General features: G+C 61.7%; 19 protein-coding genes. 8 read left to right on the top strand and 11 right to left on the bottom strand.

Going from position 1 to position 21,166, the window contains the following annotated elements:
- From ABX74_RS12600 to hsaA, 4 genes are all read right to left on the bottom strand, one after another.
- The coding region (locus ABX74_RS12600; protein ID WP_047888951.1) for an SRPBCC domain-containing protein at positions 1-432 on the bottom strand (432 nt) is incomplete at its 3' end.
- Positions 425-784 (bottom strand): ArsR/SmtB family transcription factor, encoded by a 360-nt coding sequence (locus ABX74_RS12595; protein WP_003940373.1) that lies wholly within the window; start codon positions 782-784, stop codon positions 425-427. The genes ABX74_RS12600 and ABX74_RS12595, both read right to left, overlap by 8 nt.
- Before the next feature lie 65 nt (positions 785-849).
- The gene (locus ABX74_RS12590; RefSeq protein WP_047888950.1) at positions 850-2,142 is read right to left on the bottom strand and encodes a glutamine synthetase family protein; all 1,293 of its coding nucleotides are present in this window, start codon (positions 2,140-2,142) and stop codon (positions 850-852) included.
- A 38-nt stretch (positions 2,143-2,180) separates the two neighbouring features.
- A complete protein-coding gene (gene hsaA / locus ABX74_RS12585) occupies positions 2,181-3,347 on the bottom strand; it encodes a 3-hydroxy-9,10-secoandrosta-1,3,5(10)-triene-9,17-dione monooxygenase oxygenase subunit (RefSeq protein WP_047888949.1) in 1,167 nt (388 codons plus the stop codon).
- A 237-nt stretch (positions 3,348-3,584) separates the two neighbouring features.
- On the opposite strand from hsaA, the gene ABX74_RS12580 reads away from it, so the two are divergent.
- Genes ABX74_RS12580 through ABX74_RS12565 form a run of 4 tightly spaced genes read left to right on the top strand, consistent with a single transcriptional unit; the run spans position 3,585 to position 6,351 of the window.
- Positions 3,585-4,748 carry a Rieske 2Fe-2S domain-containing protein gene (locus ABX74_RS12580; protein WP_019745333.1) on the top strand — a complete coding sequence of 388 codons (1,164 nt, stop codon included), beginning with the start codon at positions 3,585-3,587 and terminating at the stop codon, positions 4,746-4,748.
- Positions 4,726-5,022 carry a hypothetical protein gene (locus tag ABX74_RS12575; protein ID WP_019745334.1) on the top strand — a complete coding sequence of 99 codons (297 nt, stop codon included), beginning with the start codon at positions 4,726-4,728 and terminating at the stop codon, positions 5,020-5,022. The genes ABX74_RS12580 and ABX74_RS12575 overlap by 23 nt, the downstream gene beginning before the upstream one ends.
- A gap of 30 nt (positions 5,023-5,052) precedes the next feature.
- Entirely contained in the window at positions 5,053-5,841 is a 789-nt protein-coding gene (locus tag ABX74_RS12570; RefSeq protein ID WP_029256276.1) for an SDR family NAD(P)-dependent oxidoreductase, read from the top strand.
- 51 nt (positions 5,842-5,892) lie between these two features.
- Positions 5,893-6,351 carry a nuclear transport factor 2 family protein gene (locus tag ABX74_RS12565; RefSeq protein WP_047888948.1) on the top strand — a complete coding sequence of 153 codons (459 nt, stop codon included), beginning with the start codon at positions 5,893-5,895 and terminating at the stop codon, positions 6,349-6,351.
- 1 nt (position 6,352) lies between these two features.
- On the opposite strand, the gene ABX74_RS12560 is transcribed toward ABX74_RS12565, so the two are convergent.
- Positions 6,353-7,147: an SDR family NAD(P)-dependent oxidoreductase gene (locus ABX74_RS12560; RefSeq protein ID WP_019745337.1), complete on the bottom strand. Its 795-nt coding sequence runs from the start codon at positions 7,145-7,147 to the stop codon at positions 6,353-6,355.
- Between the two features lie 214 nt (positions 7,148-7,361).
- Here ABX74_RS12560 and ABX74_RS12555 point away from each other — a divergent pair, with 214 nt between their 5' ends.
- Positions 7,362-7,940 carry a GNAT family N-acetyltransferase gene (locus ABX74_RS12555; RefSeq protein WP_047888947.1) on the top strand — a complete coding sequence of 193 codons (579 nt, stop codon included), beginning with the start codon at positions 7,362-7,364 and terminating at the stop codon, positions 7,938-7,940.
- Here the strand turns inward: ABX74_RS12555 and ABX74_RS12550 are convergent.
- The 6 genes from ABX74_RS12550 to ABX74_RS12525 all read right to left on the bottom strand — a co-directional run bounded on the left by ABX74_RS12550 (position 7,931) and on the right by ABX74_RS12525 (position 17,805).
- Positions 7,931-8,437, bottom strand: coding sequence for a ClbS/DfsB family four-helix bundle protein (locus ABX74_RS12550; RefSeq protein ID WP_047888946.1), 507 nt, complete (start codon positions 8,435-8,437; stop codon positions 7,931-7,933). The genes ABX74_RS12555 and ABX74_RS12550 overlap by 10 nt on opposite strands.
- 87 nt (positions 8,438-8,524) lie before the next feature.
- Positions 8,525-9,460: an alpha/beta fold hydrolase gene (locus tag ABX74_RS12545; protein WP_020970826.1), complete on the bottom strand. Its 936-nt coding sequence runs from the start codon at positions 9,458-9,460 to the stop codon at positions 8,525-8,527.
- A gap of 43 nt (positions 9,461-9,503) precedes the next feature.
- On the bottom strand, positions 9,504-10,583 hold the full coding sequence (locus ABX74_RS12540; protein WP_019745341.1) for a dipeptidase: 1,080 nt from the start codon (positions 10,581-10,583) through the stop codon (positions 9,504-9,506).
- Between the two features lie 98 nt (positions 10,584-10,681).
- Entirely contained in the window at positions 10,682-12,076 is a 1,395-nt protein-coding gene (locus tag ABX74_RS12535; protein WP_021331962.1) for a serine hydrolase domain-containing protein, read from the bottom strand.
- A gap of 217 nt (positions 12,077-12,293) precedes the next feature.
- A complete protein-coding gene (hutC, locus tag ABX74_RS12530) occupies positions 12,294-13,049 on the bottom strand; it encodes a histidine utilization repressor (RefSeq protein WP_024487384.1) in 756 nt (251 codons plus the stop codon).
- A 109-nt stretch (positions 13,050-13,158) separates the two neighbouring features.
- Complete coding sequence (locus tag ABX74_RS12525; RefSeq protein WP_223257900.1) at positions 13,159-17,805, bottom strand: NAD-glutamate dehydrogenase; 4,647 nt, start codon at positions 17,803-17,805, stop codon at positions 13,159-13,161.
- Between the two features lie 235 nt (positions 17,806-18,040).
- Between ABX74_RS12525 and ABX74_RS12520 the strand changes: the two genes are divergently transcribed.
- Genes ABX74_RS12520 through ABX74_RS12510 form a run of 3 tightly spaced genes read left to right on the top strand, consistent with a single transcriptional unit; the run spans position 18,041 to position 21,064 of the window.
- Positions 18,041-19,210, top strand: coding sequence for an acyl-CoA dehydrogenase family protein (locus ABX74_RS12520; protein ID WP_019745344.1), 1,170 nt, complete (start codon positions 18,041-18,043; stop codon positions 19,208-19,210).
- A gap of 11 nt (positions 19,211-19,221) precedes the next feature.
- Positions 19,222-20,364 carry a CaiB/BaiF CoA transferase family protein gene (locus ABX74_RS12515; protein WP_029256282.1) on the top strand — a complete coding sequence of 381 codons (1,143 nt, stop codon included), beginning with the start codon at positions 19,222-19,224 and terminating at the stop codon, positions 20,362-20,364.
- Positions 20,365-20,401: 37 nt separating this feature from the next.
- A complete protein-coding gene (locus ABX74_RS12510; protein ID WP_020909174.1) occupies positions 20,402-21,064 on the top strand; it encodes an IclR family transcriptional regulator in 663 nt (220 codons plus the stop codon).
- The last annotated feature ends 102 nt before the right edge of the window (positions 21,065-21,166 follow it).

Here is a 21,166-nt window from a genome sequence, read left to right as displayed (position 1 = left end):
GTCGAACGCGGATTCCCACCCGTCGTAGACGTTGCCGTCGCCCTTGAAACCCGGGATCCCGACCAGATGGAATGTCATCTCGGTCTTGTCTCCCCGATCTGCGAGCGTGACCGTGATTCGAGGCGCGGTGTCCACCGAATCTCCTGGATTCCCCCAGGTGAAGACTAGCTTCTTCGGCTCGTCGACCTCGAGATAGGTTCCACCGGTGGGAAACTCGGCACCATTCTCGTCGTTGATCATCAGGTAGCGGTACGTTCCGCCAACTCTGGGGTCGATCGTGACGTGCTCCCGAGGGCTGCTGACACCCTCAGGGTGCCACCACCGCGCCGCCTCGTCGGGATCGGTCCACGCTTGCCAGACAAGGTCACGCGGCGCATCGAAGATCCGGGTGATGGTGAATTCTGCGGTGGCATCGGCATTCTGGTCACTCATTGTCCTTCTCCTTCTTCGGTCGACGTTGCTTCAGCTCACGTAGACGCTCGTCGAGGAGGTCGAAGCGTTCGTTCCAACCGCGCCGGTGTTCGTCGACCCAGGCGCTGGCGTCGTCGAGACCCTCTGCGCGAAGGGTGCACGTGCGCCATTGCGCGGTGGCGGTTCGTTCGATGAGACCGGCTCGCTCGAGCACCTTCAAATGCTGCGAGATGGCGGGCCGACTCATCTCGAACGGCTCGGCCAGCTCACCGACGGTCATCGAACCATCCGTCAGGCGAGAGAGCATTTCACGCCTCGTCGGATCGGCCAGTGCGCTGAACACTGCATCGAGTCGACCACTTCGCTCGTCCATGTAAGCAACTCCTTAATTAAGGAATAACTTAAACATAGAACTCACGATCCTAAGCGTCAACCCCTTCAACTCCAGGTGTATCGAAGCCTCTCGACGGTTGTCGCCTCGTCCATCTGGGAGAACGTCTCCTGCTCAGCTCCCTTCACGGACACCATCGCTTCGATGATCGACTGCCCGAAGATTTCCCTCGCCACCGAGGAGGAGTTGAACTTCTGCACGATCTCGCCGAGATCGGTGGGGACTCGGGTCACCCCGCGCTCATCACGTTCCGCCTCTGTGAGAGTCGACGGGTTCACCACGATTTCAGGCGGCAATGGCGCGGCATTGTCGATACCGATCTGCGAAAGACCGAGTACCGCAGCGGTGGCCAGATACGGATTGGCCGATGGATCGATGATCTTGACTTCGGCGTTGGCGCCGTGTGGATTCGACGGTGACTCCGTGCAGAACCTCAGTGCCGCTTCCCGGTTCTCGAGCCCCCAACAGACGTAGGCCCCCGACCAATTGTCCGGACGCAGCCTGAGGCCGGAGAGCGGCGAGGAAGCAAAGACGGCCGTGAATTCCGTGAGGTGAGAAAGGATTCCACCCAAAGCTGATGATCCTTCGTCGGTCATCCCGTAGTCCTGACCACCACCGGAGAAGACGGGCCGCCCACCTGAGATCAACGAAAAGTGCTGGTGTGCACCGTTCCCGGCACCTCCGATCGTAGGTATCGGTGAAAACGATGCCGCCAATCCATGGGCTCTGGCAGTGCGGCTGATCAAGATCCGGGCCAGCACCACAAGATCGGCGGCCTGAACGGGAGTTGCCGGAGCGATGGAGATCTCGAATTGATCCGGTCCGTACTCCGCATGAACTTGCTCGATATGAAGTTGTGCGCGTTCGGCATTGCGCAGAAGGTCCTTGAGGAAGTCATCGCGGCGAAGGACTGCACCTAACCCGTACGCCGACCACGCTCCGTCGCACGCATCACCGAAAAGAGTGAATTCGATCTCGTGACCCACCCGAGCTTCCAGTCCGTCGGCAGCAAGCCGCGCCACGACGGCAGTGAGTGCGGACCGAGTGCACACGGCAGCCGTCGAACCGTCTTGCTCGTACAAAGTGGCCGGCGCCCACGACACGCCCCCGCCGAGATCGCGGAGGTCGGAGCGGTCGATACGCAACCGGAGATCACCCACGACGGAAAAGGAATCGGTGAAGGCAATCCGATCGTCGCTGCAGAAAACATTCCAACTCGGCGAGACCCCCGCACCGACTTCCTCGAAGACACCGCTTCGGCCTGCCGGCATCACTTTCGCCCGCGCGACACCCGCCATGTCCACGATCGAGCCGATGGTCAGCGCCGGAACTTCCCTCATCCAGAGGCAAATACCCCACTCGGCGGCGCGCCAACCGGTCAGATCAGGTTGTCCTCCACCGGCAGTCCGAACGCCGCCCGGCCGTACAGCGCCAACGCGCGCTCGGGTTCGTTGGCAACGTGAACGCTGCCCGCATGAACGTCTCGCCACGCACGCTCGATCGGGTTTCCACGAGAGAGGGAGTTCCCGCCTGCTGTCTTGAACAGCATGTCGATCGCCTCCACCGAACGTTCCGTCGCGCGAACCTGATCACGACGCGCGCGCAGCCTCATCGAGAGCGGAGGCTCCTTGCCGGCGACAGCAAGTTCGTACATCTCCCGGATATTGCGATCCATCTGCAGAATCGCGGCATCGATCTCCGACGACGCACGCGCGACGGCAACCTGAGCGAACTGGTCCTCACTGAACCGTCCACCACCCAAGCTCAGACGGACCCGCTCACGCATCACGTCCAGGTATCCCTCGTAACAACCTGCGACGATGCCCACACACGGAGCCGCGACCGTCGAGGTGAAGATACTCCCGAACGGAAGCTTGTACAGCGGACCAGGATTGACTGCTTGGCCTGGGCCGCGAAGTTGTGCGGTCTCGTAGTTGCGCTTCAATCGGTGCTCGGGCACAAAGGCCTTGTCGACCACGATCTCGTTGCTCGCGGTGCCGCGCATCCCCACGACATCCCAGACATCTCGGATCTCGTAATCCGTACGCGGCACCAACACCGTCATGAAATCGACCGGCCGGCCGTCCATCCCGACCACCATCGCGCCCAGCAATGCCCAACTCGCGTGATCACAGCCGGAAGAGAAGCCCCACTGGCCCGACAGTTCGTAACCACCGTCCACCGCCGTCAGTCGACCGACCGGCGCGTACGCGGACGAGATGAGCGTCGTCTGATCCTCTCCCCACACGTCGGCCTGTGCCTGGTCGTCGAAAAGCGCCAGATGCCACGGGTGCACTCCCACCACCGACGCGACCCAACCGGTCGAACCACAGGCAGCGGAGATTGCCCTGACCACTTCGTAGAAGTGGACCGGGTCGCTCTCGGCGCCCCCATATCTCTTCGGCGCCAGCATGGAGAAGACGCCGGCTTCGGAAAGCTCCCGGATGGTCCGTTCGGAGATCTTGCGCGAATCGTCGACCTTCTGAGCGCGGGCCGCGATCTTCGGAAGCAGATCACGGACTGAGCTCAGAACCTTGTTGACCATGGAAGACACTCCTCGCACCGAACCGTGAGGGAGCGGATCGGCAGATAGACATAACGGCTGCCCCGTCACGATATGTCGGTCACGCGTTCCGATGATCGGAAGTCCCGGAGGCCGGGATCAGCCGCCGGATCCACTCGCTCGCCGCTGGTCCCGGCCAGTGAGACGAGGCCCCAGCGGTAATTCACGCTCCCCTAGCGTCGGGCGTCGACACTGACCCTGGAAAGGACGGGACTCATCGTGACGATCAATCAGTCCGACAACGACGAAGTTCGCGAGATCCAAGCTGGAACCGCGCCTACTCGCTTTGCACGTGGATGGCACTGCATTGGGCTCACGGAGTCCTTCAAGGACGGCCAGCCGCACTCCATCGAGGCGTTCGGCACCAAGCTCGTCGTCTTCGCCGACAGTGAAGGCAACGTCAAGATCCTCGACGCGTACTGCCGTCACATGGGTGGCGACCTGAGCCAGGGCACCATCAAGGGCGACGCCATTGCCTGTCCGTTCCACGATTGGCGCTGGGGCGGCAACGGCAAGTGCCAGAAGATTCCCTATGCACGCCGCGTTCCCCCGCTGGCCAAGACGCGCGCATGGCAGACCCTCGACCAGGACGGCATGCTCTTCGTCTGGCACGACCCCGAGGGCAACCCGCCGACCGACGACGTAGCCATCCCCCGTATCGAAGGCGCGCTCAGCGACGAGTGGAGCGACTGGGTCTGGTACACCACGACCGTCGACACCAACTGTCGTGAAATCGTCGACAACATCGTCGACATGGCGCACTTCTTCTACGTGCACTACTCCTTCCCGACGTACTTCAAGAACGTCTTCGAAGGCCACGCCGCAACGCAGTACATGCGCGGCGTCGCTCGCTCCGATATGCGTCCCCACGCAGCAGGCACCCCGAAGATGGTCGGCAGCAACTCGGTTGCCACGTACTTCGGCCCCTCCTTCATGGTCGACGACCTGACCTACGAGTACGAGGACTACAACGTCGACTCTGTGCTCATCAACTGCCACTACCCGGTCAGCGCTGACAAGTTCGTGCTCCAGTACGGCATCATCGTCAAGAAGTCCGATCGCTTCCAGGGTGAAGCCGCCGACGCGATGGCCGCGAACTTCGGCACGTTCATCGCCAAGGGCTTCGAGCAGGACGTCGAGATCTGGAAGAACAAGACTCGCATCGAGAACCCGCTCCTGTGCGAAGAGGATGGCCCGGTCTACCAGCTCCGCCGCTGGTACGAACAGTTCTACGTCGACGTCGCGGACATTGCTCCCGAGATGACCGAACGCTTCGAATTCGAACTCGACACCGCGCGACCCGTCGCCGCCTGGCAGAAGGAAGTCGAAGACAACCTCGCTGCGAAGAAGGCAGACGAAGATGCAGCCTCTTCAGTGCGCTGAGTGCAAGGCGCAGGTCCTGGTCCAGAAGAACAGTTGGGAACACACCACCGTTCAGTGGAGTGACCAGGCCCGCGCCCAGTGCCTCGAAATCGCCGACGACCGTGAATTCGGGCAGCGAGAAGGACGACCCGGTGCTCCCCGCAAGGAGTGCGGCGCCTTGATCGCGTCCATCGTGAACGCTGCAACGGCCGGCAAGCTCGAGATTCTCAACGACGAGCCGGTGCCTCAGCCGATCGTCGACGACAGCGAACCAGTACCCGCTCCGTTTCACTAGCCGAGCCAACATCTTTCGAAGAAGGTAGTAATGATCGATCCCCAGTACTACGGCCCGTGGGCAGCCATCGCCGGCGGTTCCGAAGGTGTCGGCGCAGGGTTCGCCGACGAGCTCAGCAAGATCGGCATCAACCTCGTTCTCATCGCCCGCAAGCCGGGGCCGCTCGAGGAGACTGCGGCCAAGGCACGCGCCAACGGCGTCGAAGTACGCACTCTCGCACTGGATCTATTGGTTCCCGACGCGCTCGACCAGATCAAGGCTGTCACCGACGACGTCGAGGTCGGCCTGCTCATCTTCAACGCCGGCGCCAACAGCTACGGCCACGAGTTCGTGACCGGTGATCTGACGGGATTCGCCGGAGTCATCGAGCTGAACATCAACAAGCAACTCGAACTCTCTCACCACTTCGGCGGTTTGATGAAGGATCGCGGACGAGGCGGCATCATGCTGCTCGGTTCGCTGGCCGGATTCATGGGCTCCGAGCACCAGAGCATCTACGCGGCCTCGAAAGCTTTCGGTCGCATCTTCGCCGAAAGCCTGTGGCTCGAACTTCAGCCGTACGGCGTTCACGTCGTCGAGTTCATTCTCGGTGTCACTCGCACGCCGGCCATGATTCGCGCGGGATTGAACTTCGACATCCCGGGCATGAACGTCGCAGAGCCCGAGGATGTTGCACGCGAAGGTCTCGAACACCTTGCCGACGGCCCGATCTGGGTTGCTGCAGGAAACTACGAAGGCGCCAAGAAGCGCAGCGGCTTCCCCCGAGACAAGATGGTCAAGGGCGCTGCCGAAGCGATGCGCAAGCTGCTGAACCGCTGACTTCTGCTGTGCGCCTTTATTAACCCCCCGACGTTAAGAAAGGCGCACAGCATGAGCGTCGACATCACCACTCTTCTCGACGAACGCGAGATCACCCGCTCCATTTTCGAGTTCGCCCGAGCCATGGACGCGCGGGACTGGGATGAACTCCACCGGATCATGACTCCGGACGCTACGGCAGAACTGGGAACCGGAACTCTTCGTGGACCTGCCGAGGTAGTGGCTTCCATCCGCTCGTTCCTCGACGAGTGCGGTCCCACCCAACATCTGATCGGCAACGTGCTGGTCGAGGTGGTCGGTGATATTGCCACCAGCCGCTCCTATGTCAGCGACATGCATGTGGGCACCGGGAGCAAAGCTCACCTGAACTTCTTCACCCTCGGCGACTACCACGATTCTTGGACCCGAATCGACGGAAGGTGGCGAATGACGCACCGCACCAAGCATTCACACGCCAGTCAGGGATCCATCGAGGTTCTGGGCGCCGGCCCCAGCGGTTGGCGGAGCTGACTCAGCTCAACATCGACGAACGGCCGGTCGCGAGTGGACTCTTGCTGGTGAGTCCACCGTCGACCACCAAGGTCTGCCCCGTCATGTAGCGAGATTCGTCCGAGGCCAGGTAGAGCATGGCGTGTGCGATGTCTTCGGGCTCACCGAGGTAGGGCAGCGCGTTTGCCTGCTTCATGCCGTCGATGACATCAGCGGGGATGTTGTCCACGAGTGCGGGTGTCATGATCGCGCCCGGCGCTACGGCGTTGCACCGAACACCGTTTGCTCCGTACTGGACTGCGATGTACTGCGTCAGACGAATAACTGCCGCTTTGGCGGATCCGTAGGCAGACTGCAGGGAATCCCCGATCAATCCACCTACCGAGGCCGTGTTGACGATCGATCCTCCACCGGCACTGTTCATGTGCGGAATGGCAAGTCGTGAAGCGACGACAGTGCTGCGGACGTTGAGCGACATCACGCGATCCCACTCGTCCAGGTCCATCCGTAGCAGGTCGAGATCCTTGCGCGGATTACTACCGCCCACGTGATTGCACAAGACGTTGATGCCACCGAATTCGGCGACCGCCCTTTCGATCATCGCTGCCAGAGACTCCTCGTTCATGACATCGACGCCGAAACCCAGCGCAGTGCCGCCGGTCTCGCGTATCGCCGCCGCTGCTTCCTCCGCTCGAGCTGGATCGAGGTCGGCGACCAGCACCTTGGCGCCTTCTGCCGCCATGAGTTGTGCTGCTGCACGCCCGATTCCGCTGGCGGCGCCGGTGATCACTACATTTTTGCCTTCGAGCCTGTTCATATTCATTCCCTTCGCGGGGAATCGCCGTACCCGGATCTCATGTGCCCGAAATTGACAGCTCGGCGATTACCCGATCACTACCAGTGAACGCAGGATCGACAGCCGCGTCCAACTTTCTTGAATGAACTCACAAGTACGTGACCACGGCCCGCGCACCTGCTACACCGCCGAAATCGAGTGGCGACAGAAGACTCCACTGTGCTGAAGTGGCACTATGCAGAATTCTGTTCGACCGCTGTCCATCGACGACCTCGACCGTGCCGCCGAGGTTCTCGGCGAGGCTTTTGCCGACTATCCCTGGACGAACTGGTGCGTCGCCGAAGACTCTCACGCGGAACGGGTCGCCGCTCTGCAACGGATCTACCTCGAACACCTGGCACTACCGTTCGGACGTTCATACATCGATGATTCAGGCAACGGCGTCATCGCAGTCCTGCCGCCCGACGCCCCGGAGCCTGATGAAGCGACTGTCGAGAAGATCGTGGAACTGCACGGAGATCGGTTCGAGCGCGTTCTCCAGGCTGACGAACAACTGTCTGCGCTTCCCGCCCTCGAGCACGCGTGGTCGTTGGCAACGATCGGTACGACACCGCGTTCGCAGGGCAGTGGATTGGGCTCTGCACTACTGAAACATGCTTTGGCGGAACTGGATCGAACCGAACAGGCTTGCTGGCTCGACACGTCGACCGAACGAAATCTCCCGCTGTACCAACGGTTCGGTTTCACGATCGTCGGCCAGACCTCGCTCCCCGACGGACCGGACGTATGGCGGATGCATCGACTTCAGGGCTGATTGTTCGACTTCAGCACTCGCCGAATCATTTTCGACAACGACGTGTATTGGGTGATCGTGTTGACGGCGATCCACCTCGAGACCGGCCACGTCCGGGTCCACGAGAAAACCCCGACCGACAGCAGTTGATCGTCTTCGAGAGTTCCCACGTATCGACGCAGCGCTGCGACAGCCGCGCGCAAACGATCCCGAAGCTCTCGAACCGAGGTACCTGCACTCGCCTCGACCACCGACTGGTTCAGCGCGGGTGTTTGCGTCCACTTGTAACCCGCAGCCGGCGTCTGCGGTGTCTCGTCTTGCAGTCCGGCACCTATCCACTCTACGACGGCCTCTGCCCACCAGACACGCACAGCGAGTACGTCGTGCACCGTCCACGCATCGACGGCAACGGCGTCGAACGCATCGGCCTCGGCGACGCCGTCGAGTAACGCGTCGAGTTTCGAATACGCCGAGTCCAGCGCACTCGCCAGTTCCTCACGTGACAAGGTCTGCGCCACAATGCCTCCGAACGATCAGTAGAGAAAGAAGAAGCGGGACCATCTCGACTCGATGGCCCCGCATTCAACATTAACGTCCTACGAGTTTCAGTTCAGCTCGCCCAGGAACCTTTCGAGGTTCTCGGCGATCTCCTTCGACTTGGTGTGGTGTAGGTAGTGGTCTCCGTCCAGCAAGACCAATTCACCATGATCGACCGATGCTGCCTGTCCTTCGTGCAGCTCTGTCCAGCCCTGGACCTTGGAATTCTGTACAGCGAACAACAGAATCGGGAGATCGGCAGGGAACGTCTTGCCGATCGCCGCGGCGAAGTTGCTGGAAAGGTGATCCATTTCGTTGAGATACGTGTCGCTGAAGTTGTTCTTCGCGACCAGTCGGCTCATCTCTGCCTTCTCGGCTTCATCGAGGTAGGCATCGGTTTCCTCACTGCCACCGAGTTTCGCCAGAACGTCGGAGAAGCCCAATTTCTTTGCAACGCGGAAGACTTCGATCGGGAACTTGGTGTCCATGTTCGGCTGCCCCGGGACGCTGCTGTCGATGCCCACGAAAGCGGTGACCTCGTCGCCGTACTTCGCGGTGTAGTCCAAGGCATAAACACCTGTGATGGAGTGACCCATGAGGATGTATTCGTCAATCCCCAAGGCCTGCACAGCCTCGTGTATCTCTTCGACGATGTTCTCAGCCGTGCGGTCCTTGTCGGTTGCGTCGCTGTATCCGTAGCCGAAGGGCTCGATCGTGACAACGCGGTAGTCAGGTGCAAGCTCGTCGATGAGTGACTTGAAGTCGAGGATCGGTGCGGACGTTCCGAACCCGGGCAGCAGCACGATGGTCCGATCACCGCTGCCGCGAATCGAGTAGCTCATGTTCTTGCCGTCGACGGACACGAACTGGTTGCCCGTTTCCGCGGTCGGAACGTTCGCCTTGCTGGAGCCGACGTTGAATACGAGCGCTATCGATACCAGCACAACCAGAACTACGGACACCGAAGCAACCACCTTCAGGGCAACGGTACGAATCTTCTTCATTCTCATCCTCATCTTCTCGGGCGTCGATACGGCGTCGATACGGCTAGGAAAGGCTCGATATCGAGGCCGCACTGGTCTCGTCGAGCACACGCAACACGTTGTTGCCCATCAGCTTTGCCAAGTCCTCCGCGGACCAACCGCGTTCCGCCAGACGGTCTATCAACACCGCGAAACCGGATACGTCCTGCATACCGTCCGGAAAGTCGTCGAACCCATCGTAGTCACTTCCCAAACCGATGTGGTCGATGCCCGCGACGTCTCGGGCATGCTCGACGTGATCGGCCAGATGGTCCACCGTCATCGCCGGCCGTGGGCCGACCCGCCCGCCTTTGAACCACTCGTTGTACTCGGAAGAAAGGAACATGGGCACAAAGGCGATCATGATGACCCCGCCGTTGTCCGCGAGCAGCCTCATGACCTCGTCGGGAACATTGCGGGGGTGACCGCATAGCTGAGTGCAGGACGAATGGCTGAAGATCACCGGCGCCGACGACGTCTCGATGGCATCTCTCATCGTTTCCACCGAGACGTGCGACAGGTCGACGAGCACGCCGAGCCGGTTCATTTCGCGCACGATCTCGCGACCGAAGTCGGTCAGCCCGCCGTGTACGCGCGTGTCCGTCGCGGAGTCCGCCCACCCGGTGTTGTCGTTGTGCGTCAGAGTCATGTACCGAAGACCAAGGCGCGCCATCATTCTCAGGACGCCGAGCGAACTGCCGATGCTGTGACCGCCCTCCGCACCCAACAATGACGCGACCTTGCCCTCGCTCCAGATGCGACGCACGTCGTCACCGGTGCGCGCGAATTCGAAAGTATCCGGGTACCGCTCGATCATCCGGTACACGTAGTCGATCTGCTCGAGTGTGTACTGAACAGCCTCGGCCTCCGTCCTGTCACACGGGGTGTAAACCGACCAGAACTGCGCACCGACGCCACCGCGACCGAGTTTGTCGATGTCGGTTTGGAATATGGAATCCTTCTCCAGATTTTCCACCGAGTATGCGGCAGTTTCGCGAGCCGTCCATGCCAGATCGTTGTGACCGTCGATGACCGGCGCAAGGCCGTAAGCATCCAGTGCCGCTGGGTGATTCACGTCCGGAAAGGGAGCGAGAGGTTTCAACATGAGTTTTCCTCGAGAAAGTAGTGCGGGCAGGTCGAGGGCCCTCATCGCCCTCGACCTGCCCGAGATTTCATTCAGCGGAGAGAATCATCTCGCCGCGACTAGCCGGAAATCTTCTTGAAAAGCCGTGTCATGTACAGATATTCCTCGCCATCGATCGTGAGGTGAGCCATCTCGCCAGAAGCGCTCTCGTTACTGATCGAGAACCGGGAAGCAGACAGAGGCACGACCTTGGTGGGCGGGGCCGGCGGCTCGCCGTCGATCTCGACCTTGGCGAAGTTCTGAACCTGGAATCCGCCGTCGTCGCCACGCGTGAGTTCGATTCGAACGGTTGTCGATTCATAGGTCCCGAGAATGTGAGACAGATCGATGTCTGCTGCATCCGGTTCGGACTTCGGCTCCGGCAGAACGAGATCGAGTTCCTTAGCGATCTCCTTCTCGATGTCGTGAGCCAGGGCGCCGCCACCACGCGAGTTGGTGACAACTGCCATGGCCAGGCCGAGCTCGGGGAAGGTGTGAAAACGAGTGATCTGGCCGATCGTCGCACCACCGTGCTGCGCGGACGTCACACCGCCCCAGTCGGACAGGATCCAGCCGAGCCCCCAGGCCTGATCGACGCTCGAAACCGCGGTCAGGTCGAACTGTGGGGTGCGCATCAGACGCGCGGATTCTTCGGACAGGATGCGTTCACCCGTCAACGCGAGGCCGTCACGCATGTGTGCAGCACCGAAGGTCAGAAGCGAGCTGACGGATCCGGTGATGATCCCGGCCGGACCGATACCGCGCGGAAGCAGCCACTGCTTGGTCGGAACCACCTTGTCCGGCGACGTCCGATCCGGGTTCGCCACATGACCGACGGCGGTGCGGAACAGCGGGGCATCCTTGGCCTTGGTGATGATGTGCGTCAATCCGAGTGGCTTCCAGAGGTATTCGACCAACGCCTCGTCCCACGTCATCTCACGAAGAACCTCGACGATACGGCCGGCAACGGCGAAACCTGCATTGCTGTAACTCAGATGCCCGCCGGGCTCGGTGACGCTGATCGCGGTCGCGAGTTCGTCGACGTACTTCTCGACGCAGTCGTCGCCGTCGCCGGTGTCGTTGAACAGGTCTCCGTCGATACCGCTTGTGTGCGTGAGCAACTGGCGGATCGTGATTTCCTTCGTGTTGGAAGGATCCGCGATCGTGAACTCCGGAAGCACCTCCACCACCAGGGTGTCCAGCGTCAGCTTGCCCTCGTCGACGAGCTGCATGATCAGAGTCGTCGTCCAGATCTTGCTCGCGGATCCGTACTGGAACAGGGTGTCGGCGTCGACGTCGACACGCGTGTTCAGGCTCGTCACTCCGGTGGTGATGACACGGATATCCGCTGCACCGTCTTCGCCCAGCGCGATCACACCGACCTGCGCGCCAGGTACCGAATGCTTGGCTGCCAGTTCGTCGAGGCGTTCCTGCCACTTCGGGGCGACAAGTAGGTCCTTGGGCAAGTCGGTCACAGGTCGAACTCCTTCGATCATGGAAGCCAGTGGCGTAGACAGCGTTGCTGCGATCCGCTCAGGTCTCACTCGTCGGGAAGTGAGGTTGCGGAAGCAATAACCGTCCACCCATGATCTCAGTGTGCTCGCAGTCACGTCCTGGTCGATTGCACCGAACTCGACCCCGAAAATGGTGCGATCGGACGAGCCTGCGTTCAGGACTCGCCACTCGAAACGATCAGCGCTCGAAGGTTCCTTCCAAGCGATTGCGTGAACCGGGGTGGATCAAGCGCGCCGCACTGACCAACCCGTTGGCCGACCAGGTGCGGCGGCGAATCAGCAGACACGGTTCCCCTCGATCGATGCGGAGCAGCTCGCATTCGTCCGGGCTACCTAACACTGCTTCCACGACATGCTCGCCGCGAACCAGAGGCGCAACGTCACTCAAGTAGTTGTTGGGGGTGATCGCGGTGAAGTCCTGGCGCAGATAGTCGGGCGCCTCGTTCGGATTCACGAACCGGTCTTCCACCTGAATCGGGGTTTCGTCCTCGAAGTGCACCATCAGCGAATGGAACACCCGTTTGCCCACCGATTCACGAAGGAACGTCTGCCCGTGGTCGGTTTCTTCCTCACGAACGAAGACGACCTCGGTTCGATGACGGTGGCCGCGGCGCTGAATCTCGTCGGCGATGTTCTTTACTTCGAACAGCGGGGACGCGGTCTTCGTGGCGGCGACAAAAGTACCGACCCCCATCATCCGCACGATCAGACCGTCGCTGGTGAGTTCACGAAGCGCTCGGTTGATCGTCATACGTGACAACCCAAGTGCACTGACCAGTTGATTTTCCGAAGGCAGCTGATCGCCTTCGGTCCACCGACCCGAATTGATCTGCGAGACCACGAGGTTCTTCACCCGTTCGTAGGCAGGGGCGGACTCGCCGCCTGCCTCGTTGAACAGCACGGCGAGTTCTGCGTCCACTTCAGCAATCGCCATCGCCACCACCCGTTCGTCGAAAACCACCGAGTCGGTTCTCCCGTTCGGCCTTCGAAGTCTATCCGGCTCGCGCACCTTTCCGATCAATCCGCGGGCGTCCGCGCCGGGCCTAGCCCACCATGCGCCGCAATTGGCTCGTCGCAACCGAAAGCGCAGCAAGATCGTGTTGCCCCGATGCCTCGATCTCGGCGAGCGCGAGAGTCGACCTCTCGATTCTCGACGCATTCCTTTCTTCCCACCTGGAGAGTTTTTCCGCTGTCGAGTCACCCGCTTCCGCGTCGGCCAAGACGTCGAGGGTCAAGGCCCGCACCGTCGAGTACAACTCGTCCCGCAGCGACAACCTCGCCAATGCGTTCCATTTTCCGTCCTTGCTCAATGCCGACACTCGATTGAGCATCGGGACGAGCCCAACATGCTCACCGAGCCGGAAGTAGAGTTCACCGGTCTCCGAGATTGCGCGATCGGCGAGGTCAGCGATCTCCACCACATCGAGCAGTCCGAACTGATCGAGCAATATCTCCACTCGCCTGACCAGGTTCTCCGGCGCGCCCTTGTCCGTAATGAGGACCGTTCGCGCAGCCAGGTTCCGCTGATCTGCGCCTACCAGCCAGTCATCGAGCTCGGTCGACGCCTCCGCGATGCGATCACCGAATCTGCTGATCTCGGCCCCGACGGCCAGCGGTTGCGGCCGACGCGTCAGCATCCACCGTGACGCCCGGTCGAGCAGTCGCCTGGTGAGCAGGATCAACTCGTCGGATACGGCGGTCGAGATCGAGGCTTTGCTGATGTCGTGCCACAACTTCCACAGTCCGAACACCTCGGAAACCACGGTGAAGGCACGTACCGCGTCTTCCGGATCAGCGCCGACCTCTTCACCGAGCCGATACGCATAGGTGATGCCGCCCCGATCGATGACGTTGTTCGTCAGCACGGTCGCGACGATCTCGCGCCGCAGTGGGTGCCGGTCGAGGGCGTCGCCCCCTGCATCTCGAACGCCCTCCGGAAAGTAGTTCACCAGCGCCTCGCGGTAGATCTGGTTGTCGATCGAGCTTCCAGCCAACAGCGTGGATTTCAGATCGAGTTTGACGTGGGCCATCAGTGTGGCGAGTTCCGGCGACGTCAGCCCCGTTCCCGTCTTCTCGGCCGCGGCGAACTGCTTCTTGGTCGGAAACCCTTCGATGACGCGGTCGACGATTCCGCGAGATTCGAGGTTCGAAATCACTCTGCCGTGCACGCCGATCATTGCCCCCGCATCCGCACGCGTGGTGCCCATCAGTTCGTTCTGTGAACGGTTGTCTGCAAGAACGAGTTCGGCGACCTGATCGGTCAACGATTCGAGCAGTGCGTCGCGATGTGAGTCCGCGACGACGCCTGAGCTGATCAGGGAGTCGAGAAGGATCTTGATGTTCACCTCGTGATCGGAGCAATCGACTCCCGCGGAATTATCGAGGGCGTCTGTATTGATCCGCCCACCGATGCGCGCGTATTCGATTCGTCCTGCCTGCGTGAGGCCGAGGTTGCCTCCTTCCCCGATCACACGTGCACGCACTTCGTTGCCGTTCACCCGAACCGCGTCGTTACTCTTGTCACCGACTTCGAGGTCGGACTCACCGGAGGCCTTGACGTACGTTCCGATGCCGCCGTTCCACAAGAGATCTGCCGGGGACCGCAGAATCGCCCGAACGAGTTGCGGTGGAGTCAGTTCGGTGACGTCGGCGTCGAGACCCAGTGCCTGTCGCATCTCGTCACTGATCGGAACGCGCTTCGCCGAGCGTTCCCACACTCCGCCACCCGCACTGATCAAGGTCGGGTCGTAGTCGGCCCACGACGATCGTGGGAGCGAGAAGAGACGTGATCGCTCGTCGTACGAGCGCTCAGGTGACGGGTTCGGGTCGACGAACACGTGCCGATGATCGAACGCCGCGATGAGACGAATGTGCTTGCTGCACAACATACCGTTGCCGAAGACGTCACCACTCATGTCTCCGATCCCCACCGCGGTGAAGTCGTCGTGCTGGGTATCGACGCCGAATTCCCGGAAGTGCCGCTTGACACTCTCCCAGGCGCCCTTCGCCGTGATACCCATGGCTTTGTGGTCGTAGCCGACCGATCCGCCGGATGCGAAGGCGTCGCCGAGCCAGAATCCGTACTGCGCGGCAACGTCGTTCGCGATGTCGGAAAACTTTGCAGTGCCCTTGTCCGCGGCGACAACAAGATAAGTGTCGTCCCCGTCGTGGCGAACGACCCTTCGCGCCGCGACAACGGCGCCGCTCTGTTTGTCGACGTTGTCGGTCAGATCGAGTAGTCCGCGAATGAAGGATCGGTAGCACTCGATCCCGGCCGCCAACGTGGCTTCTCGGTCCGCGTCTACACCCTGTCCTGGAACCGGCGGGCGTTTGACGACAAATCCGCCCTTCGCACCGACAGGCACGATGACCGCGTTCTTGACTGCCTGCGCCTTCACCAATCCCAGGACCTCTGTGCGGAAGTCCTCTTTCCGATCCGACCAGCGCAAGCCGCCGCGGGCAACCGTACCGAAGCGAAGGTGCACACCTGCTACATCGGGTGAGTACACGAATATCTCGAACTTCGGTCGAGGGAAGGGCAGTACGGACACCTTCTCCGAATCGAACTTCAACGAGAGTGCGCCGAGCGATTCGGTGCCATAGACGAAGTAGTTGGTACGCAACGTGTTACGGACCAGTTCGGACAATGCACGCAGGATCCGATCGGCGTCGAGTCCTTGCACTTGTGCCACGGCTGTTTCCACCTCCGCTGCTGCACGCGCACCTCGATCTCCGTCGACGACGTCGGGATCGAAACGGCTCTCGAACAATTCGCACAGACCGGCGGCGATCTCGGGATGATCGGCAAGTACCTCGGCGACGCGACTGGTGCTGTACGGAAATCCTCCTTGCTGCAAGAACTCCGCGTATGCCCGCAGCACCACTACTTGTTTCCAACCGAGTCCGGCGATCGCGACAAGTTCGTTGAACGAGTCCGGCTCGGCGGAGCCGTTTCGAACCGCGGCAAACGTCGCCGCGAACCGCGTGGCAAAGTTGTCGAAGCCTTCGACCGGCGCACTCGGATAGTCGAGCGTGAACTCGTAGATCCAGGACTGTTCCGAGCCTGCCGAGACGAGCTCGTACGGACGCTCGTCGACCACGTCGACCCCCAGGCTCTGCAATACGGGCAGCACCTCGCCCAGCGAGAGCGGGTCACCCGATACGTACAGCCCGAGTCGGTGAGTACCGGGTCCGTCGACAGATCGGGCCAACCGTGGGCTCACCTCTCCGAGTTCGAGGCCGTCGAATACCGCCATGTCCTCGGCGGCGCGGACGGCGTCGAAATCCTGCTTGTATGCCACCGGAACTTGCTCGGCGAACTGAGCACGCCTGCGCTGCTCGTCGTAGTGCGAAGCATCCAGAACGAATCGCTCGTCCCACGTCAGGCACGCGTCGACGACGAGATCCCGAATCTCCCGCGCTTGTCGCGCCGATGCAAAGTTCGCGCCGCCGCCGACTGTGGCCGTGAAATGCACGACAGCCAAGGGAGATTCCGATACTCGACTGGAGAACTCGATGGTGCGGGCACCGAGCGCCTCGGCGAGTACCGACTCGGCCGTTGTTCTGATCGTCGTACTGAATTTCTCGCGCGGAACGAACAGCAAAGCCGACAGCTCCTGGTCTTGCCCCGTCGTCGGAGAGCATCCAACGGGTTGCAGGAACAGATGGAACGACGTGCGGCCGTCCACAGAAGTGAGTTCGTCCAGTGCGTCCGCAATTCGGGCCGGGTCGGCGGCAAAGAGGACTGTGATCGGAATCGACTGAATCACCGCCAGCATCGATTGTCCGACAAACGAATCCACGGTGGATCCGGAGGCGTCGAAGATGTCTGCGACGCGCCCTCGCACGAGGGGGGTCCGCCTGACGTCTGCGACAAGTCCGGTCGAGGTGAAGGACCCGATGAATCGGTATTCACGGTCACCGACTGACACGTCGATCTCTGTGGCGTATGCGGATCCACCGAACCCTTGCCCGAGGTACACCACTCCGATCGCGAGGGGCACCGCCTTCGAATCCGAAGAGCCGGTTGGATCGGGGAGCACGCCGAGGGTGTACGGCTCGTGCCTGTCGATTGTTCGCGCACCGCCGACGACACTGAAGTTTCCGGCACTGCACCACTGGAGGAAGTCAGCTTCTTCGGCGTGACCGCCCGAGGCCAGTTGCCCGCGCGCCTCGTCGACGAGATCCCGCAGGGGCGAGGTATCGCGGAAGGCACGCGCGATACGGTCGAGGATTCCGGCGACGTCATCAGCGATCACCTGCGCCTGCGCGTCCGAACAATGTGCGGGTAGTCCTATGTGGATCCATGATTCGGCACGCCCCCCGACCCGGGTGTCTTCAGTGCTGTGCGCCGGTTGCACGACTGTGCGAAGCACTGGGTGCACCACGAATTCCGGCTCCATGCGCGCGCGGGCAAGTGTCGCCAGAACCGCTTCGACGAGCTGCGGCATGTCGTCGCCGACGTATTGAATTGCCGGCCCGTCCCCCAGCTCCCCGGCCGGCGCGAGTCTCGAGATCGACGAGTTGTGTCCCCGTCGGCGCGAAAGATCCATGTGCGCGGCGACCATCGCAAGCTTGCGGTCTTCGGCGAGCGCCGCGTATCGATCAGCCGACAAGCCCTCGAAATACCTACTGCACACCCTCCTCACATTCTCGGAGTCCGGTGTCGTGTCGACTGAAACGAGGCTCATGTCAGCACCTTCCGCCGAAAGCCACGCTGCTTCCGACTTGTAGGGGGTTCGATCCGCGATCAACTTGTCTATACAGGTTTAGACAAGTTGATCATTGCAGAACGTGAGCCGCGACACAACAGCTCCACCCCTGGACAAATTCGCCACCCTCAGCCATAGTCAGTCGTGCCAACTAGTGGCAATTAGATTCCATTAGATGAAATTCGTGAACTACCTCGCTTCGAAGGAGCCCCCCGTGACCACCCAGACCGCGCACGACATCGACAGCGTTGATCTCGCTGAGTTCCGCAGCACCGTCCGAGCCTTCGCCAACGCCGAGATCCAACCCGGAGCAGCCGCACGCGACGAGTCCAAAGAGTTCCCGGCGCAGCTGGTCAAGCGCCTCGGACAGCAGGACCTCATGGGCATTTCCGTGCCGGAGGAATTCGGCGGTCTGGGCCTGTCGACACGAACCCAACTGGTCGCCATCGAAGAAGTTGCACGCACCGACGCCGCACTGGCATCGATTTACACCGCGCACTACCTGGGCCTCGAGCCGATTCTCGTCGGCGGTTCCGAAGAGCAGAAGCACCGCTGGTTGCCCCAGCTCGCGTCGGGCGAACTGCTGGCTGGATTTGCACTCACCGAACCCGACGCCGGCTCCGACATCGCCTCGATGCGTACCGTCGCTCGACGCGAGGACGACGGCTGGCATCTCTCCGGATCCAAGACGTACATCTCCAACGCGAAGGAAGCCGACCTGGTCGTGCTCTTCGCCAAGACGGACCCGAGCGCAGGATTCCGCGGCATCACCGCCTTCGTCGTCCCCAAGGGCACTCCGGGAATCAGTTACTCGGAGCCGCAGGACAAGATGGGAATTCGTTCGGCTCCGACATATACCGTCTACCTCGACGACGTCGTGCTGCCGCTCGACTCGGTGATCGGCACCGAAGGTCGCGGCGGCAACATCGCCTTGACCGCCCTGAACCGTGCGCGCATCGACGTGGCGGCAATGGCGAACGGCATCGCTTTGCGCGCTTGGGAACTGGGACGCGAGTACGCAACGGAGCGAAAGCAGTTCGGCACGCCGATCTTCGACTTCCAGGCAATTCAGCTACTCCTCGGTGGCTGCGACGCGCAACTGGTCGCGTCACGCGTCACCGCAGACTGGGCCGCCGACGTCAAGGACGCCGGTCAGGACATCCGCCGCGCCGCATCGATTTCGAAGTACGTCGCCACCGAGGCCTGCTTCTCGATCGTCGATCAAACCGTGCAGATCCACGGCGGCGCGGGATTCATGCGCGAATCGGAAATCGAACGCCTGTACCGCGATTGCCGCATTCTCCGCATCTTCGAGGGCACCTCGCAGATCCAATTGCTCACCATTGCCGGCAACGCTCCGTCGCCGCGTTCCACCGATTTCTGAAAGGCGCGGACATGTCTGCACTTCCCCCACTCGACGGCATCCGGGTCATCGACCTCTCGCGCGTCCTCGCCGGACCCTACTGCACCGCACTGCTTTCGGACGCCGGTGCGGACGTCGTCAAGATCGAATCCGAACACGGTGAAGACTCTCGGCACCTCGGCCCGTTCCGCGACGGCGAGAGCATCTACTTCAACGTGCTCAATCGTGGCAAGCGTTCGGTGGCACTCAACCTCAAGGACGACGAGGACCGTGAGGCGCTGCTGACGCTCATCGAGACCGCCGACGTCGTCGTGGAAAACTTTCGCCCGGGCGTCACTAAGCGCCTGGGAATCGACTACGAGGCTGCGCGGGCTCGCAATCCGCGGATCGTGTACGCGTCGATCTCCGGTTTCGGACAGGACGGTCCCATGTCCGGCGCCGCCGCCTACGACCTTGTAGTCCAGGCTCTTTCGGGAATCATGAGCATCACCGGTTCGGAGGAATCCGGGCCGACACGGTTGGGTGAGTCGTTCGGAGACCTGGTCGCCGGGCTGTTCGCCGCCTGGGGAATCAGTACCGCCCTGCTGAGTGCACGGGCGACCGGACTCGGGCAGCACCTTGACGTCGCGATGTTCGACAGCATGCTCGCCATGCTGCCGACAGCACACAGCCAACTGCAATCCACCGGGCTCACTCCCCCACGCGTCGGTAACCGTCATCCGGTGTCAACACCATTCGACACCTATCGGGCCGACGACGGACTCTTTGTCCTCGCGGTTGCGAGCCAATCCGGCTTCGAGAAATTGGCGCAGACGATGAATCGCATCGACCTGATCGCAGATCCTCGATTTGCCGACGACACCGCCCGGACCGAGAACGAGCCGGCACTGCGCAAGGAGATCGAAAACTGGGCTGCCGGAAAGACCGTCGCCGACGTGGTCGGCATTCTCGGCGACGCGGGCCTCGCCGGCTCGGAGATCTGGGACGTCCAGCAGGCACTCACCTCCGCACAGGCCGAGTATCGCGGAGTCGTCGAATCGTTCGAGCACCCGGTAGCAGGAAAGATCTCCTACGTACGACAACCCGTCGTGTTCGGTGAGAGCCAACGCCCCGATGTCCGCCGCAGTCCCCTGCTGGACGAGCACCACGGTGAGGTACTGCCGGGCTCGCGATAGATTCAGCGCAGACATCCCTCGGCACTTGGAGTAGGACATGGCCCCCGGCGACGTGACCCGCAGCGCGAATCGCACGTTCGAACTTCTCGGTGCGATCGTCGAGCACGGCGGATTGACGCTCGGCGACGCCGCCAAGGCAACCGATCTGGCAACCAGTACCGCCCTTCGCCTGATCAGAAGCCTCGAACAAACCGAGTTCGTCGTTCGCGGCGAGGACAACGTCTATCGCGTCGGCCCGCGGCTACTGCAGATCGGAGCTCGCGCTCTCGGCGACAATCAACTGTTGCCGAGAGCCCGGCCCGCGATGAAGGCCATCGCCGAAACCACGAGGGAATCGACCTACCTGTCGACGATGGGACCGAAAGACACTGCGCTGTATCTCGATCAGATCGAGGGCACGCACGCGATCCGCCACATGGGGTGGGTGGGACAGAGCGTTCCCCTGGACGGCACCGCCGTCGGCGCAGCGTTGAGCGGCAAGGTAGGTGAGAGCGGGTACGCCATTGCGCACGACACCATCGAGGATCACTCGACCGGAGTTGCCGCGCCGATCTACAACGCAGTCGGTCAGATAGCCGGAGCGCTCAGCGTCGTCGGCCCGACATTCCGTCTGACGGACGAGGTCTGCGCCAGCCACGGTCGCGTCTTGGTGGAGCACTGCGCACGGTTGTCCGCGGAACTCGGCAGCCAGGCACCCTGAGCACTTGGCGATTCAGTCTCGTATCCGAGCGCTTGGCGATTCAGTCTCGTATCCGAGACAATGTGGTTCCCCGCTCCGGATTTCCTACCTACTCGTAAGGAC

It is taken from the genome of Rhodococcus sp. ARP2 (genome assembly GCF_001029585.1).
Lineage (GTDB): Bacteria > Actinomycetota > Actinomycetes > Mycobacteriales > Mycobacteriaceae > Rhodococcus_F > Rhodococcus_F erythropolis.
This window is presented reverse-complemented; position numbering and strand designations above follow the sequence as displayed.

Coding starts and splice junctions, on each gene's coding strand:
- ABX74_RS12595 (WP_003940373.1), bottom strand. CDS start 784: ATGGACGAGCGAAGTGGTCGACTCGATGCAGTGTTCAGCGCACTGGCC.
- ABX74_RS12590 (WP_047888950.1), bottom strand. CDS start 2,142: ATGAGGGAAGTTCCGGCGCTGACCATCGGCTCGATCGTGGACATGGCG.
- hsaA (WP_047888949.1), bottom strand. CDS start 3,347: ATGGTCAACAAGGTTCTGAGCTCAGTCCGTGATCTGCTTCCGAAGATC.
- ABX74_RS12575 (WP_019745334.1), top strand. CDS start 4,726: ATGCAGCCTCTTCAGTGCGCTGAGTGCAAGGCGCAGGTCCTGGTCCAG.
- ABX74_RS12570 (WP_029256276.1), top strand. CDS start 5,053: ATGATCGATCCCCAGTACTACGGCCCGTGGGCAGCCATCGCCGGCGGT.
- ABX74_RS12565 (WP_047888948.1), top strand. CDS start 5,893: ATGAGCGTCGACATCACCACTCTTCTCGACGAACGCGAGATCACCCGC.
- ABX74_RS12560 (WP_019745337.1), bottom strand. CDS start 7,147: ATGAACAGGCTCGAAGGCAAAAATGTAGTGATCACCGGCGCCGCCAGC.
- ABX74_RS12555 (WP_047888947.1), top strand. CDS start 7,362: ATGCAGAATTCTGTTCGACCGCTGTCCATCGACGACCTCGACCGTGCC.
- ABX74_RS12545 (WP_020970826.1), bottom strand. CDS start 9,460: ATGAAGAAGATTCGTACCGTTGCCCTGAAGGTGGTTGCTTCGGTGTCC.
- ABX74_RS12540 (WP_019745341.1), bottom strand. CDS start 10,583: ATGTTGAAACCTCTCGCTCCCTTTCCGGACGTGAATCACCCAGCGGCA.
- hutC (WP_024487384.1), bottom strand. CDS start 13,049: ATGGCGATTGCTGAAGTGGACGCAGAACTCGCCGTGCTGTTCAACGAG.
- ABX74_RS12525 (WP_223257900.1), bottom strand. CDS start 17,805: ATGAGCCTCGTTTCAGTCGACACGACACCGGACTCCGAGAATGTGAGG.
- ABX74_RS12515 (WP_029256282.1), top strand. CDS start 19,222: ATGTCTGCACTTCCCCCACTCGACGGCATCCGGGTCATCGACCTCTCG.
- ABX74_RS12510 (WP_020909174.1), top strand. CDS start 20,402: ATGGCCCCCGGCGACGTGACCCGCAGCGCGAATCGCACGTTCGAACTT.